The following is a 14,270-nucleotide window of genomic DNA, read 5'->3' as shown; positions in this document are numbered from 1 at the left end:
GGGGCGGCGGCGGTGGGGTCGGGGCGGATGTGCGTCCGCCGGCGCCCGTGGGTCCGAGGCTCAGCCGTCGGTGCAGATCACGTCGTAGGGGCGGCCGACGGCCATCGTCAGCTGCATCGGCTCCGTGGTGCCCGCCGGGCATTCGCTCTTCTGCTTGACCAGGCCGAGCACCTTGAGCGTGCCCGAACCGCCGCAGGCGACTTCCTGGGCCTGGTCGGTCACGCAGTCGCCCTTCACCAGTTGCCCGCCGCCGGCGCCCGCGTCGCCGGGGTGGTCGTTGGACAGGTTCCGGCCGCAGACGGTGTTGGTGGGGATGCCGCTCTTCTTGCCGCCGTAGGAGATGCTCACCTCGATCATCAGGTCGGTGCCGGCCGGGCACTGGATCGACCCCGGCAGGATGCTGGCTTCCTTGATGTCGATGGCCTTGAAGGTGGCGCCGGAGTCGGAGCAGCGCTGCGGACGGTACCCGTCGGGCTTGTTGGCCGGGTCGGGCCCGCCGCAGTCGCCCACCTTCCACGAACTGGAGGTGTCGGAGGAGGACTCGGGGCTCCCCGGGTCGGAAGGCTTGGCCGAGGGCGACGCCGAAGCGGAGGCCGACGGCTTCTTGCCGCCGTCGTCGCCGAGCCACTGGGAGAGCCCGTAGATGCCGCCGACGATCAGGGCGACGGTCAGGAATCCGGCGAGCCCGCCGCCCGAGCGGCGTCTGGGGGGCTGGGGCTGCTGCGGCGGCGAGACCTGGTACGGGTTTGTCATGGTTTTCTCCAGCTGCTGAGGGTGCGGGGCGGGGGCCGGGGGGTGGCGCGCGAACGGGGGACGCGTCATGTACACCTCATGGTTCCAGGTGTCGGGTGCACGCGTGACCGTCGGCCCCCCGAACCCTTCGCGCCCCGTCCGCGACCGGAACCCGCGCCGGCTGCCGCCTGTCCGCAACACGGCTCCGACTAGGACAGGGTCTGTCCTGCCTGCTGGCTAGAGTCGGGCTCGGCCGTGGGAGGGAACGCGGCCGGGACATGATTTCCGTGGCGGCGAAGGGGCAGGCAGGCACATGTTGCGAGGACTCACCACCGTCAGTTTTTGGGCCGCCGACCTGGATGCGGCGAAGCGCTGGTACGCCGAACTGCTGGGCTTCGAGCCGTACTTCGAGCGCCCCGGCTACGCCGAGTTCCGGTTGGGCGACTACCAGCACGAACTGGGCCTGATCGACGCCCGCTACGCGCCCGGCGGGACCGCGTCGGCAGGTCCGGGCGGGGCGGTCGTGTACTGGCACGTGGACGATGTGCGGGCGGTCTTCGAGAAGCTGCTGTCCATGGGGGCGAAGGAGTACGAGGGCCCGGTGGAGCGCGGACCGGGGTTCGTCACCGCTTCGGTGATCGACCCCTTCGGCAACGTCCTGGGCGTCATGTACAACGCGCACTACCTGGAGATCCTCGGTGAGACGGGAGCGGCGGACGCCTGAGCGCCAGGTGGCTACGCCGGGCCGCGCCCGTGCGAGGCCGCTTAGCGCTTGACGCCCGCGACCGCCGGGCGGACGTGGGTCAGCAGGAGCTCCAGGAACCGCTCGGGGCGCCGGAACGACGCGAAGTGGCTCGCGTCCTCGATCAGCTCGAAACCCTTCACGGGGGCCTCGACCGCGTCGAAGTACGCCTTGGCGCGCGCTGTCGGGGTGATCACGTCCTGGGCGCCCTGGAAGATGAAGAACGGCATCTCGAAGCGGGTCCCGTCGGCCCAGTCGTCGAATTCCGACGCCCCCTCGGTGACGGACTCCGAGAAGCCCTGGCCCTTGAAGTACGCCTTCACGCGGCCGAGGGAGTACAGCGGCGACAGCCACAGCGACCCCAGGATCACCTTCTTGACCGTGTCCAGGGTCAGCGGGTCGCTGCCGGCGCACAGCTTGTCGTACGAGGAGCGCTGCGCCGAGGTCCACTTCCGCGGGTCGGAGCCCATCGCCTCGACCGTCGCCACGTCCTTGGCCTTCCCGGCGGCCCGCAGCCGCTCCAGCGTGCCCTGGTAGGCGGAGGTGTCCCGGCCCGCCTCCTGGATGTTCTGGTCGGTGCCGACGTACGCCGAGTAGAGCTCGGGGTGGTTGCGGGCCAGGCGGAGCCCGAAGGTGGTGCCGAAGGAGTTCGGCATCAGCACCACCTGCTCCACGCCCATCCGGTCCAGGACGTACCGGGTGACCTCCAGTGCGTCCTCGTAGAGCCGGTCGAAGGTGACCGGCCCGCCCTGGCCTTCGCCGCCGCCGTGGGCGAAGGTCAGGCCGGCGCCGCGCATGTCCCACCGGACGAGGGTGAAGTGCTTCTCCCACTCCCGGGTGCGGGCTCCGTAGGGGGAGTTGGCGGCCCCGGGCCCGCCGTGCACCTCCAGCAGGACGGGGTTGGTGCGGTCCTCGCCGCGGATCGAGATCCACTGGTCGATCCCGCCGATGCGGACGAAGCCCTGCTCGTCGATGCCGTCCGGCGAGTCGATCCGCATCAGCCGCGCATGTGCGGACCGGCGCACGGCGCGGTGGCCGAACAGCCCGGCGGCGGGTGCGGCGAGCGTGGCGGTGAGGATGGCACCGATCATTACTGTTTCCCCCAGAAACTGTTTTGCTTGCGGGGGAAGACTATGCGACTCCGGTGAGCTGTCAAGCCCTCAATCCCGCGTCCAGGCCGGCGGGTTGAGGGCAGGGGTGACCGGAGGCGCGCTGCGGTGCCGGGAGCGGGTCAGAGGACGGCGACCGGGGCCACCGGGGTGCCGGTTCCGCCGACGAAGGGTTCCGGCATGGCGGAGAGGAGGAACGAGTACCGGTTCTCTTCTGCACAGGCTGTGGACAACTTTTCGAGGTTCCAGTTCTGGCCCTGGTGCATGCCCATCTCGACCAGGTCCAAGGCGTGGACCGGCAGCCAGAGGTCGTCGATCTCCGGCGGGAAGATCTCGAAGGTGAGCGTGTCGTTCGCGACCGCCGCCACGTCGCGGGCGTGGAACCACTGCGGCGTACGGACGGACAGCCCGGGCGACGGGAAGCCGTAGCCGTGCTTGTCGCCCGTCAGGTAGACCTGGATCTGGCCGGTGCGGACCAGCGCGATGTCGCCGGCCCGGACCGTCACCCCGCCGAACTCCTCGGCCTCGGCCAGGTCTTCCGGGGTCACCGCGTGCCCGCCGGGCAGCCGGTCCAGCCCCTTGGTGCGCGCCACGTCCAGCAGGACACCGCGCGAGACGATGTGCCCCGCCTTGTCGATGCCGCTGTACTGGGCGCGGGTGTGCGGGGTGATCGACGAGGCCGGGCGGCCGTTGTAGATCTTCCCCGAGTGCGAGACGTGCGTGAGGGCGTCCCAGTGGGTGCCCGCCTGGAGGCCCATGGTCACGGCGTCGTCGCTGCACGCCACCGTGCCCGGGCCGAAGAGCTCCTGGTTGATCTGCACCATCGTGTGCAGCGGGTTGATCCGGCCGGGGATCAGGCCGGCCTGTACACCGTCTTCCTTCAGCGGGAGGGCGAGCGGGATGCGGCGGCCGCTGCGCACCTCGGCGGCGGCGGCCCGGACGACCTCGTCGGTGACCAGGTTCAAGGTGCCGATCTCGTCCTCGGCGCCCCAGCGCCCCCAGTTGTTGACGCGCTTGGCGATGTCGTGGAACTCGGCGGGCAGTGACATGGGCCTCAACAGCTCCTTGCGTGGAAACGGCAACGAGGGCTTGTGCTCGCGTATCGAGGTGCCCATAGAATCTAACGGACCGTCAGAAAACGCGGGAAGGGGCCGGACGTGGGGAACTTCTTGGCAGGCAAGGTCGTCGCCGTCACCGGCGCAGGCCGGGGCATCGGGCGGGCCGTGGCACTCGCCGCGGCCGCCGAGGGTGCCAAGGTCGTCGTCAACGACTACGGGGTCGGCATCGAGGGCGGGGAACCCACCAGCGAGATCGCCGACGGAGTGGTGAAGGAGATACTCGCCGCGGGCGGGGAGGCCGTCGCCGTCGCGGACGACATCTCGACGATGGCGGGCGGCCAGCGGATCGTGGACACCGCGCTGGCCCACTACGGGCGCATCGACGGCGTCGTCTGCGTGGCCGGCATCCTGCGCGAGCGGATGCTGTTCAACATGTCCGAGGAGGAGTGGGACCCGGTGGTCGCCACCCACCTCAAGGGCACCTTCACCGTCTTCCGCGCCGCCTCCGCCGTCATGCGCAGGCAGGGCTCGGGCACCCTGATCGGCTTCACCAGCGGCAACCACCAGGGCTCGGTGGCGCAGGCCAACTACAGCGCCGCCAAGGGCGGGATCATCTCCCTCGTCCGGTCCGCCGCGCTGGGCCTGGCCAAGTACGGGGTCACGTCCAACGCCGTCGCACCGGTCGCCCGGACCCGCATGTCCGCCAACGTGCCCATGGAGCTCAAGGAGATCGGCGAGCCCGAGGACGTCGCCGCGCTCGTGACCTACCTGCTCAGCGACAAGGCCGTGGCCGTCGGCGGAGAGAAGATCACCGGGCAGGTGTACACGATCGCCGGCCCGAAGATCGCCGTCTGGGCGCAGCCGCGCGAGCTGCGCGCCGGTTACGCCGAGGGCTCCTGGACCCCGGAGAAGATCGCCGACTTCCTGCCCGGGACGGTGGGCACCGACCCGATGCCGATGCTCGCGCAGCTGGAGTCCATGGCCAAGGCGGCGGCCGCCAAGGACCGCCCGAACGCGTAGAGGGGCGCAGCAGCGTGGACTTCAGCTTCGGGGCCGAGGACGAGGAGCTGCGCGGGCGCGCCCGGGCGTGGCTGACCGAGCACCTCGTGGGCCCGTACGCGCACGCCCTCGGCCTCGGCGGCCCGGGCAGCGAGCACGAGGGGGTCGACGTCCGGCGCGCGTGGGAGCGCGAGCTGGGCCGGGGCGGCTGGATCGGGCAGGGCTGGGACGCGCCGGATGGGGCGTACGGGCAGCGGCGGCTCTCCCTGACCGGGCAGGTGGTGTGGGCCGAGGAGTACGCGGCGCTGCGCGCACCCGGCCGGGTCGGGCACATCGGGGAGAACCTCCTCGCGCCGACGCTCATCGCCTACGGCACCCCGGAGCAGCAGGGCCGCTTCCTGCCCGGCATCGCCCGCGGCGAGGAGCTGTGGTGCCAGGGCTACAGCGAGCCCGGGGCCGGCTCCGACCTCGCGGGCATCCGTACCGCCGCCGTACGGGACCCGGCCGACGGGCTCTTCCGCGTCACCGGGCAGAAGATCTGGACCTCGCTGGCCCAGGACGCCGACTGGTGCTTCGTGCTGGCCCGCACCGAGGCCGGCTCGCGCCGCCACCGCGGGCTGTCGTTCCTGCTCGTACGGATGGACCAGCCGGGCCGCGTCGAGGTACGGCCCATCCGGCAGATGTCGGGGACCGCCGAGTTCAACGAGGTCTTCTTCGACGGGGCCGTCGCCGCCGAGGCCGTCGGTGCGGAGGGCGACGGCTGGACCGTGGCCATGGGCCTGCTCGCCCTGGAACGCGGGGTCTCCACCCTGGTCCAGCAGATCGGCTTCGCCGCCGAACTGGAGCGGATCGTCCGGCTGTACGCGGCTTCGGGCGCGGCCGATCCGATCGTCCAGGGCCGCCTCGTACGCCAGTGGGCCGAGCTGCGCACGATGCGCTGGAACGCGCTGCGCACCCTCGGCGCCGCCGACGACCCGGGTGCCCCGAGCGTGGCGAAGCTGCTGTGGGGCGGGTGGCACCGGCGGCTCGGCGAGCTGGCGGTGGAGGTCCGCGGCGCGGCGGCCTCGGCCGGACCGGTGGGCTGGGCGCCCGGGCTCCCGTACGAGCTCGGACTCGACGAGGGGCAGCGGCTCTTCCTGTTCACCCGTGCCGACACCATTTACGGCGGCTCGGACGAGATCCAGCGGAACATCATCGCCGAGCGCGTGCTCGGCCTGCCTAAGGAGTCCAGGTGAGAGGCGTCGTGTTCGACGGCAAGCAGGCCCAGGTGGTCGACGACCTGGAGATCCGCGATCCGGGACCGGGGGAGGTGCTGGTCGCGATAGCGGCGGCCGGGCTCTGCCACAGCGACCTGTCGGTGATCGACGGGACGATTCCGTTCCCGCCGCCGGTGGTGCTCGGGCACGAGGGGGCCGGGGTGGTCGAAGCCGTCGGCGCCGGTGTCACGCACGTGGCGGCCGGCGATCACGTGGCGCTGTCCACCCTCGCCAACTGCGGTGCGTGCGCGGACTGCGACCGGGGCCGGCCGACGATGTGCCGCAAGGCGATCGGGATGCCGGGGCAGCCGTTCTCGCGGGGCGGGAAGCCGCTGTTCCAGTTCGCCTCCAATTCCGCTTTCGCCGAGCGGACGATCGTCAAGGCCGTCCAGGCGGTGAAGATCCCGGCCGACATCCCGCCGGCCTCGGCGGCTCTGATCGGCTGCGGGGTGCTGACGGGGGTGGGCGCGGTGCTGAACCGGGCGAAGGTCGACCGCGGCGAGTCGGTGGTCGTCATCGGCGCCGGCGGGATCGGGCTGAACGTGCTCCAGGGCGCCCGGATCGCGGGCGCGACGACGATCGTGGCGGTGGACGCGAACCCGGCGAAGGAGGCGGTGGCCCGGCAGTTCGGGGCCACGCACTTCATCGACGCGTCGGCGGTGGCGGACACGGGCGCGGCGGTCCGGGAGATCCTGCCGACCGGCGCCGACCACGCCTTCGAGTGCGTGGGCAGCGTGAAACTGATCCGCCAGGCGATCGACCTCCTCGACCGGCACGGTCAGGCGATCCTGCTCGGGGTGCCCGGCTTCAAGGAGGAGGCCTCCTTCCTCGTCTCGTCGATGTACCTCGACAAGACGATCATGGGCTGCCGGTACGGATCCTCCCGTCCGCAGCGCGACATCGCGCTGTACGCCGAGCTCTACCGGCAGGGCCGGCTGCTGCTGGACGAGCTGGTGACGGAGGTCTACCCGGTCGAGGACTTCGCGAAGGCCGTCGACGACGCCCACCACGGGAGGGTGGCGCGCGGGGTGCTCACGTTCTAAGCGGGGAACGCCCCCCACCCAGGTCCGGGTGGCCGTCACGGTCCTGGGTGGGAGCGGTCCCGGTCTGCCGGGCCTGGCACGGCGCCCGGTCTGGCACGGCGCCGGGCCTGCCAGGGCGCCGGGTCAGTCGCTGAAGCGGCCGAAGCGGCCCTTGTGGAAGAGGAGCGGCTCGCCCTCTCCCGCCGCGCCCATGGCCACGACCCGCCCGATCACGACGAGGTGGTCGCCTCCGGTGTGGACGGCGTGGATCCGGCAGTCGATCCAGGCGGGCACGGCGTCGAGCTGCGGGGACCCGGTGACCGGGGCCGGGGTGTGGGCCACCCCGGCGAACTTGTCCGCGCCGCTGACGGCGAAGGACCGGCACAGCTCGCCCTGCTCGGCGCCGAGGATGTTCACGCAGAACACCCCGGCGCGGGCGATCCGCGGCCAGGTGGTCGACGTACGGGCCACCATGAAGGTGACCAGGGGCGGGTCGAGGGACAGCGAGGCGAAGGACTGGCAGGCGAAGCCGGCCGGGCCCGCCTCGTCCTCGCCGGGCGGCGCGGTGATGACGGTGACCCCGCTGGCGAAGTTCCCGAGCACGGCCCGGAACTCGGCGGGAGAGACCGGCGCGCGCTCGTCCTCGCCGACGGCCCGCAGGTCCGGGCGCGGCGACACGTCCACGGGCTCCGGACCCGCCGCGGCGGAGGTGGGGGAGCCGACTGACCTGAGGTACCGGACGACGGTGGCCGCCATCCCTGCATGTCCCATCACGTCAACGATTGAAGCTGACGGTTCGTCAGATGGGAAGGGGGGTGTGGGCTCCGCGTCGGTCGAGCGCGTTCAGGGGTGGGGCACAGGGCCCCCACCTGCGCTTCGCCCGCTCGCCCCCAGTCCCCGCTTTGGCGGCTCAACTCCCTTGTGACAAAGGAGACATGATCTCCGGTCATGCCCGTGACAGTGCCTGTGTACAGTCGTCGCCAACGACAACGACGTCGGGGGCTGGGGTGGGCATGGGGAACGGTTTTCGCTACCGGGCCGAGCGGATCTCACTGGGCACGATGGCGGCCGCGGGCATCGCGGTCCTGGTCGCCGATCTCCTCGGATGGCTCGACAAGATGGCCCCCGGGGGCACGCTCCCGAAGATCACGCTGCTCATCCTGAGCACGGTCACCCTGTTCCTCCTGATGGAGTTCGACCGCCTGAAGGTGCTCGACAACATCAACCGGCAGATCTCCGGGCTCACCGTCGACGGCCTGACGGGCGACCTCCGGCGCCGGCACTACCTCGGAGTGGTCCAGGTGCACGAGTCCTTCCCCGAGCAGGCGTTCATCGGGCTCGTCCGGGCCGCCGAACGCGAGGTGGCCATTCTCCAGACCTGGATCCCCAACCTGACCAGCTTCAAGGACGAGCTGGCACAGGCCGTCAAGGAGCGGCAGGTCGAGGTGAACATCCTGCTGCTGCATCCGTCGTCCCCCGTGGCGGGGCTGCGCGACGAGGCGCTGGGCAGCGAACCGAGTTCCGGGGTGGTGGACGTGGACGCGAGCCTGCGGATCCTCGGAGTGATCCACAGCCAGCTTCCGCCGGACCTCCGGGGCAAGCTGCGGGTGAAGGTCTACAACTCCCTGCCGTCGATCGCCGTGTACAAGGCCGACGAGCGCTACCTGGTCAGTTCGTTCCTGCACCGCCGCCTCGCGATCGAGTCCACCCAGACCGAGATCGAAGGGAGCGACACCGTGATGGGCCGGGAGGTCCAGAACGAGCTGAACACGTTGTGGGGCATCGGCAGCGATGTGGACCTCAGGGACTGGCACAGGTCGATCGAGAGCACCAATCAGTGATGCGGAAGAGGAGTTACGGTCGTGCGTGAACTGGACATGTTCGAGGACGAACTGATCGGGCGGTACGAGCAGCACCCGGTCCTGGCGAACATCGCGCTGCTTCCGGACGAGGACTTCGCCGCGATCCTGCTGCAGCGGCGCTTCCTCTCGCTCGCCTTCACGCCGGCCTACGACCTGGCGATCGATCTCCTGCGCGACGAGGTGGGGCTGCGGATCGCCCGGGTCATCCTGCGCGAGGAGTATCCGGACCGGCGCGGGAACACGCCCTCGCACCGCGAGGACATGACGCAGGACATGTCGAGACTCGGCGTCTCGCGGACCGATCTCGTCCACACCAGGCCGACGCCTGCGACGAAGCGGGCGATCGGCGACACCTTCGACCTGATCGCGGACGCGGGCACCCATGACGACGCCGACCTGCGGCTGTTGACGGTCCTGCGCTTCTGGGGCGAGATCCTGGTGTCCGTCGAGTACGGGCGGCTGTGGCAGCGGATGGAGCCCTTGCTGACCCGGGACGGCGAGAACCTCTCGCGCTTCTACCACCCGCACCACGTCCACGACGCCAAGACGCGCACGCTCGCGGCCGGGGGCATGCTGTCCACGGCCCACCCCGACCGGCTGGCGACCCGGCTGAGGGAGTTCCTGCTGGGCGGGGGCGAGGGGGCGGCCGACGCCTTCAGGGAGTCCGAGGAGCGTTCGCTCCAGGTCAAGGTGAGCTTCTACGACCAGTTCCTGCCGGCACTGGACCGCGTGGGGATCTGACGGACCGGGGACCACTCCGCGATCCCCACGCGCGGATCGCGCTCGTCGAGCCGGTGGGCCGGACCGCGCCCGTACGGTACGCCCGGCAGGTGTACCTGGAGACGGCGCACGGCGCACTGCAGGACGTGAAGGTACGCCACCCGCAGGCGGCCGACGTGGCCTGGACCGCGAACGGCGAACCCTGGCCCGAGATCGCGCCGGGCGACCCCGGCGGGCCGGCCGCCCTGCGGGCGGTACTCGCCCTCAGGCGCCGCGGCTCACGCGTCGGCCCGCTCACCGAATCCGGGGACCGGGTGGTCACCTCGTTGCGCGGCGCCGCGCTCGCCCTGCTCAGCGTCGGATACGCCCTGTTCGGCCTGAACCTGTGGATACGCCTCGCGATCGCCTTCGTCGTCGGATCGGCCACCTGCGGGCCCGGACCGGATTCGCGGATCCCGCCGCCCTGCGCGCCCAAGGGCCGGGTGCTCGCCACCGGGCCCGGGCTGTCGGTGCCCGCGCCGGTGCCTGCGCCGGTCGCCGTGGCCCTGTCGGCCGGCGCCCACGCCTCCCGGCTCGACGGATCCCCGCTGCGCTACAACCGGCGCGACCCCCGGCTGCCGGACCTGCTCGTCTGCCGCAAAGGCCTGGAGGAGACCTTGCGAGAGGAGATCGCGCGGCTGGAGTGGTGAGCCTCGCGGTTCCCCCCAACGGGTGAATCCACCGTCCCCGCGGGGGGAAGTGCGGGCGGGCGGCAGGGGACGGTCGGCATCGTGGCCCGGGTCGTCGTCCACCCCACCCGCAGGAGGCACCATGCTCGGCACCGACTTCCGTACCGGATCACCCAACTGGCTCGACCTCGGCAGCCCCGACACCGACGCCGCGGCGCGCTTCTACGGCGCCGTGTTCGGCTGGCAGTTCCAGTCCGCAGGGCCCGAGGCGGGCGGGTACGGCTTCTTCCGGGCGGACGGGAAGACCGTCGCCGCGATGGGCCCCCTCACCGAGGAGGGGGCCACGTCCGCGTGGATGGTCCACTTCATGAGCCCCGACATCCAGGCCACCGCCCAGGCCGTCAGGGACGGCGGCGGGCGGGTGCGGATGGAGCCCATGGACGTCATGGGCGAGGGCTGGCTGGCGCAGTTCACCGACCCGCAGGGCGCCGAGTTCGCGTGCTGGCAGCCCGGGAAGACCGCCGGGCTGGAGCTGACCTCCGCCGAGAACTCCGTGGTGTGGGTGGAGCTGCACGTCCCGGACCCCGTCGCCGCCATCGCCTTCTACTACGGGCCGTTCGGGTGGCGCCACGAGGAGATGCAGACGCCCGGGATGACGTACCGGGTGCTGAGCCTCGCCGAGGGCGACAAGCAGCAGACGTCCTTCGGCGGGATCGCGCCGCAGGGCGAGGGCGCGGGCGGCGGGTCGGCGATGGTGCCGCGCTGGGTGCCGTACTTCAACGTGGGCGACGTGGACGCCACCGTCTCGGCGATCGAGGGCAACGGCGGTGCGGTGCTCATGCCCGCGGCGGACGTGCCGGACGTCGGCCGCATCGCGTGGGCCTCGGACCCGGCGGGCGCCGTGTTCGCGCTGCTGAAGCCCAGCCCGCGGATGTAGCCCGCCGCGGCGCGCTCAGCGGCCGAGGTACTTGGGCGTGCGGCGCTCCACGAAGCTGCTCACGCCCTCATTGGCGTCGGCCGTGGTCATGTTGAGCTCCTGGGCGGTGGCCTCGGCGGCCAGCGCGGTCGCCCGGTCACTGTCCAGGGAGGCGTTGACCAGCTGCTTCGTCATGGCGAGGGCCCGGGTGGGGCCCTGGGCGAGGCGCTCGGCCCACGCGCGGGCGGTGGCCTCCAGCTCCTCGGCCGGGACCACCTTGTTGACCAGACCGAGGCGCTCGGCCTCGGCCGCGGGAACGGCGTCGCCGAAGAACATCAGCTCCTTGGCCTTCTGCGGGCCGACCAGGCGGGGCAGCAGGTACGCCCCGCCGCCGTCGGGAACCAGGCCGCGGCGGACGAACACCTCGATGAAACGGGCCGGTTCGGCGGCGATGACCAGGTCGCAGGCGAGCGCGAGGTGGGCGCCGATGCCGGCGGCCGTGCCGTTGACGGCGGCGACGACCGGTTTCTCGCAGTCGAGCACCGCGGTGATCAGGCGCTGCGCGCCGAGGCGGATCATGCGGGCGACGTCGCCGGTGACGCGGTCGCCGACGGCGGGGCCGCCCCGCAGGTCGGCGCCGGCGCAGAAGCCCTTGCCGGTGGCGGTGATGACGACGGCGCGGACGCCGGGGTCGGCGGAGGCGTCGGCGAGCAGCGCGATGACGCGCTCGCGCTGGTCCCAGGTGACGGCGTTCATGGCGTCGGGGCGGTTCAGGGTGATCCAGGAGACGCCGTTGTCCAGGCGGTGCAGGATCTCGTCCGTCATGGGTTGAACTCCCGTTCAGGGGTCGTTGGGCGAGGCCGGGTGCCGGGCGCGGCACCGCTGCCGGGGGTCCGGCCCCCGGACCCCCGGTAGTGGTTCGCGCCGGTCAGCGGCAGATGGCGAGGGCGTCCAGCGCCACCGCACCCTGTCCGCGGGGGAGGACCATCAGCGGGTTGATGTCCAGCTCGGACAGCTCGTCGCCGAGTTCCAGCGCCATCCGCTGGATCCGCAGGATGACCTCCACCAGGGCGTCGACATCGGCCGGCGGCGCCCCCCGTACGCCCTCCAGCAGCGCGTGCCCGCGCAGTTCCGTGAGCATCCGGCGCGCCTGGTCCTCACCGAACGGCGGCACCCGGACCGCCGCGTCGTGCAGGACCTCCACGAGGACCCCGCCGAGGCCGACGGTGACGGTGGGACCGAAGAGGTCGTCCTGGGTGACGCCGACGACCATCTCGACGCCCCGCTCGACCATCTGGCACACCAGGATGCCGTCCAGCGGGACGTTCTCGTAGCGGGCTATGTCGGTGAGCTCGCGGTACGCGTCGCGGATCTGGCTGGCCGAGGTCAGGCCGATCTTGACCAGGCCGAGTTCGGTCTTGTGGCCGAGCTGGGGGCCCGAGGCCTTCATGACGACCGGGTAGCCGACCAGACCGGCCGCGCGGACGGCCGCCGCCGCGCTCGTCACCAGCTGCTCGCGGGGGACCCGTATCCCGTACGCCCGCAGCAGCTGCTTCGCCGCGTGCTCGCTGAGCTGCTGGCCCGGGCGCATCAGGGCCTGCGCCTTGCGGTACGAGGGGGAGGGCGTGCGGGGGGCCTCGTCGAAGGGGGAGCGGTAGGACGCGGTGAAGCGGTGGTGGCCGAGGTAGGCGCGCACCGCGGTGATGCAGTTGCCGAAGGTACGGAAGGTGGCCACGCGGGAGGAGCCGAGCAGGGTGGTCCGGTAGGCCTCCTCGGTGCCGACCGGGGAGCCCCAGATCACGCAGATGAGCTTGTCCGTGGCTTCGGCGGCGTCCACCAGGTCCTGGGCGAGCTTGTCGCTCATCGGCGGGAAGGGGCCGGTGATCGGGCAGATCAGCACGCCGACGGACGGGTCGGCGAGGATCGCGTCGATGATCTTGCGGCCGCGCCAGTCGCCGACGGGGTGGCCGCCGTTGTCGACGGGGTTGGCGACGTTCAGGTACTCCGGGATCCACTGGTGGAGCTCGTCCTGCTTGGCCCGGGAGAGGGCGGGGAGGGTCAGGCCCGCCTCGGAGGCGAGGTCGGAGAAGTGGGCCCCGGTGCCGCCGGAGATGGAGTAGACGACCACGCCGTCGGCCTTGGGCTCGCGGGCGCGGGCCAGGAGCGCGGCCGTGTCCTGGAGTTCGTCCAGGCCGTCGACACGGATCACGCCGAACTGGCGCATGGCGGCGTCCACGACGGTGTCCGCGCCGGTCAGCTTCCCGGTGTGGGAGGCGGCCATCCGGGCCCCGGTCTCGGTGCGGCCGACCTTGACGGCGACGACCGGGACCCCGTTTCGGGCCGCCCGGTCGGCGGCGAGCAGGAAGGACCGGCCGTCCTTGAGGCCTTCGACGTAGCAGGCGATGGCCCCGACCTCGGGCTGCTCGGCGAAGTAGGAGATGAAGTCGGCGGTCTCCAGGTCGGCCTCGTTGCCCGTCGGCGCCCAGTGGGAGAGGCGGATGCCCAGCTCCTGGAGGGTGTAGACGGGCCGGCCCTGGTGCCCGGACTGGGTGATCAGGGCGATGGCCGGGCCGTCGAGGTCGTCGCGGAACTCCTCGAAGGCGTTGAGGTTCGTGTTGGGGCCCAGCAGACGCAGGCCGGAGCGGCCGACGGCGGCCGTGAGGCGGGCCTGGGCGGCGGCGCCCGCGTCGCCGGTCTCTGCGAAACCGGAGGCGAACGCGACGGCGAACTTCACCTTGGTCTCGGCGAGTTCCTCGATCACGGGGAGCGGGTCGGCGACGAGCAGGACGGCGAGGTCCACCTGTTCGGGCAGGGCCGCCACCGAGGGCGCGCACGGCAGCCCGAAGACGCTCTCGCGGGTCGGGTGCACGGGGTGGATCCGGGCGCCGACGCGCTGCGCCCAGGCGATGAGCTGGCGGGTGATGCCGGTGTTCGGTCTGCCCTCGGCGTCGGAGGCGCCGACGACGGCGACCGACTCGGGCCGGAAGAACCGGTCCAGGTCGGGGACGTCGGAGTGCAGGGGCCGCCCGCTGACGTCCACGGCGACCGCGTCCTCGGTGGCCTTGGCCGCGGTCGAGTGGACGGCCGTCCTGGGGGACTCCCCGCAGGCCTCGACACGTGCGCGGAAGTCGGTGGTGAGGGTGCCGTGAGTAGATCCAAGCATCGTTCCGCCCGCTCCTGCTCGAT

The 14,270-nt window shown here is 72.0% G+C and carries 14 protein-coding genes; 8 read left to right on the top strand and 6 right to left on the bottom strand.

Features of this window, described 5'->3' with window-relative positions; all coding sequences use genetic code 11:
• Nucleotides 1–60 precede the first annotated feature (60 nt).
• Nucleotides 61–753, bottom strand: coding sequence for a hypothetical protein (locus tag OG737_RS12405; protein ID WP_328926251.1), 693 nt, complete (start codon nt 751–753; stop codon nt 61–63).
• A gap of 292 nt (nt 754–1,045) precedes the next feature.
• Between OG737_RS12405 and OG737_RS12400 the strand changes: the two genes are divergently transcribed.
• The gene (locus OG737_RS12400; protein WP_405921521.1) at nt 1,046–1,456 is read left to right on the top strand and encodes a VOC family protein; all 411 of its coding nucleotides are present in this window, start codon (nt 1,046–1,048) and stop codon (nt 1,454–1,456) included.
• A 41-nt stretch (nt 1,457–1,497) separates the two neighbouring features.
• Here the strand turns inward: OG737_RS12400 and OG737_RS12395 are convergent, their stop codons facing one another.
• Nucleotides 1,498–2,565 carry an alpha/beta fold hydrolase gene (locus OG737_RS12395; RefSeq protein ID WP_405921520.1) on the bottom strand — a complete coding sequence of 356 codons (1,068 nt, stop codon included), beginning with the start codon at nt 2,563–2,565 and terminating at the stop codon, nt 1,498–1,500.
• 140 nt (nt 2,566–2,705) lie between these two features.
• A complete protein-coding gene (locus tag OG737_RS12390; protein ID WP_405921519.1) occupies nt 2,706–3,632 on the bottom strand; it encodes a cyclase family protein in 927 nt (308 codons plus the stop codon).
• A gap of 108 nt (nt 3,633–3,740) precedes the next feature.
• On the opposite strand from OG737_RS12390, the gene OG737_RS12385 reads away from it, so the two are divergent.
• The 3 genes from OG737_RS12385 to OG737_RS12375 are packed head-to-tail and all read left to right on the top strand — an operon-like array spanning nt 3,741 to nt 6,939.
• Nucleotides 3,741–4,661 (top strand): SDR family oxidoreductase, encoded by a 921-nt coding sequence (locus OG737_RS12385; RefSeq protein ID WP_328926247.1) that lies wholly within the window; start codon nt 3,741–3,743, stop codon nt 4,659–4,661.
• A gap of 14 nt (nt 4,662–4,675) precedes the next feature.
• The gene (locus tag OG737_RS12380; protein ID WP_328926246.1) at nt 4,676–5,875 is read left to right on the top strand and encodes an acyl-CoA dehydrogenase family protein; all 1,200 of its coding nucleotides are present in this window, start codon (nt 4,676–4,678) and stop codon (nt 5,873–5,875) included.
• Nucleotides 5,872–6,939, top strand: coding sequence for a Zn-dependent alcohol dehydrogenase (locus OG737_RS12375; protein ID WP_328926245.1), 1,068 nt, complete (start codon nt 5,872–5,874; stop codon nt 6,937–6,939). Before OG737_RS12380 ends, OG737_RS12375 begins: the two co-directional genes overlap by 4 nt.
• 123 nt (nt 6,940–7,062) lie before the next feature.
• On the opposite strand, the gene OG737_RS12370 is transcribed toward OG737_RS12375, so the two are convergent.
• Entirely contained in the window at nt 7,063–7,674 is a 612-nt protein-coding gene (locus tag OG737_RS12370) for a flavin reductase family protein (protein WP_405922417.1), read from the bottom strand.
• A 257-nt stretch (nt 7,675–7,931) separates the two neighbouring features.
• On the opposite strand from OG737_RS12370, the gene OG737_RS12365 reads away from it, so the two are divergent.
• The 4 genes from OG737_RS12365 to OG737_RS12350 all read left to right on the top strand — a co-directional run bounded on the left by OG737_RS12365 (nt 7,932) and on the right by OG737_RS12350 (nt 11,105).
• On the top strand, nt 7,932–8,759 hold the full coding sequence (locus tag OG737_RS12365) for a hypothetical protein (RefSeq protein ID WP_328926244.1): 828 nt from the start codon (nt 7,932–7,934) through the stop codon (nt 8,757–8,759).
• Between the two features lie 21 nt (nt 8,760–8,780).
• Complete coding sequence (locus OG737_RS12360; protein WP_328926243.1) at nt 8,781–9,521, top strand: hypothetical protein; 741 nt, start codon at nt 8,781–8,783, stop codon at nt 9,519–9,521.
• 53 nt (nt 9,522–9,574) lie between these two features.
• On the top strand, nt 9,575–10,189 hold the full coding sequence (locus OG737_RS12355; RefSeq protein ID WP_405921518.1) for a hypothetical protein: 615 nt from the start codon (nt 9,575–9,577) through the stop codon (nt 10,187–10,189).
• A gap of 121 nt (nt 10,190–10,310) precedes the next feature.
• Nucleotides 10,311–11,105 (top strand): VOC family protein, encoded by a 795-nt coding sequence (locus OG737_RS12350; RefSeq protein WP_328930316.1) that lies wholly within the window; start codon nt 10,311–10,313, stop codon nt 11,103–11,105.
• Nucleotides 11,106–11,120: 15 nt separating this feature from the next.
• On the opposite strand, the gene OG737_RS12345 is transcribed toward OG737_RS12350, so the two are convergent.
• Together OG737_RS12345 and OG737_RS12340 are read right to left on the bottom strand one after the other, a co-directional pair.
• Complete coding sequence (locus OG737_RS12345; protein ID WP_405921517.1) at nt 11,121–11,909, bottom strand: enoyl-CoA hydratase/isomerase family protein; 789 nt, start codon at nt 11,907–11,909, stop codon at nt 11,121–11,123.
• A gap of 103 nt (nt 11,910–12,012) precedes the next feature.
• Nucleotides 12,013–14,247 carry an acetate--CoA ligase family protein gene (locus OG737_RS12340; protein WP_405679713.1) on the bottom strand — a complete coding sequence of 745 codons (2,235 nt, stop codon included), beginning with the start codon at nt 14,245–14,247 and terminating at the stop codon, nt 12,013–12,015.
• Nucleotides 14,248–14,270 lie beyond the last annotated feature (23 nt).

Origin of the sequence: Streptomyces sp. NBC_00122, assembly GCF_045160845.1 — a bacterium.
Classification (GTDB): Bacteria; Actinomycetota; Actinomycetes; order Streptomycetales; family Streptomycetaceae; genus Streptomyces.
This window is presented reverse-complemented; position numbering and strand designations above follow the sequence as displayed.

What these genes read in the sequence shown, in the direction of transcription:
- OG737_RS12365 (WP_328926244.1), top strand. Translation starts at nt 7,932, where the DNA reads ATGGGGAACGGTTTTCGCTACCGGGCCGAGCGGATCTCACTGGGCACG.
- OG737_RS12340 (WP_405679713.1), bottom strand. Translation starts at nt 14,247, where the DNA reads ATGCTTGGATCTACTCACGGCACCCTCACCACCGACTTCCGCGCACGT.
- OG737_RS12390 (WP_405921519.1), bottom strand. Translation starts at nt 3,632, where the DNA reads ATGTCACTGCCCGCCGAGTTCCACGACATCGCCAAGCGCGTCAACAAC.
- OG737_RS12395 (WP_405921520.1), bottom strand. Translation starts at nt 2,565, where the DNA reads ATGATCGGTGCCATCCTCACCGCCACGCTCGCCGCACCCGCCGCCGGG.
- OG737_RS12400 (WP_405921521.1), top strand. Translation starts at nt 1,046, where the DNA reads ATGTTGCGAGGACTCACCACCGTCAGTTTTTGGGCCGCCGACCTGGAT.
- OG737_RS12350 (WP_328930316.1), top strand. Translation starts at nt 10,311, where the DNA reads ATGCTCGGCACCGACTTCCGTACCGGATCACCCAACTGGCTCGACCTC.
- OG737_RS12405 (WP_328926251.1), bottom strand. Translation starts at nt 753, where the DNA reads ATGACAAACCCGTACCAGGTCTCGCCGCCGCAGCAGCCCCAGCCCCCC.
- OG737_RS12370 (WP_405922417.1), bottom strand. Translation starts at nt 7,674, where the DNA reads ATGGCGGCCACCGTCGTCCGGTACCTCAGGTCAGTCGGCTCCCCCACC.
- OG737_RS12345 (WP_405921517.1), bottom strand. Translation starts at nt 11,909, where the DNA reads ATGACGGACGAGATCCTGCACCGCCTGGACAACGGCGTCTCCTGGATC.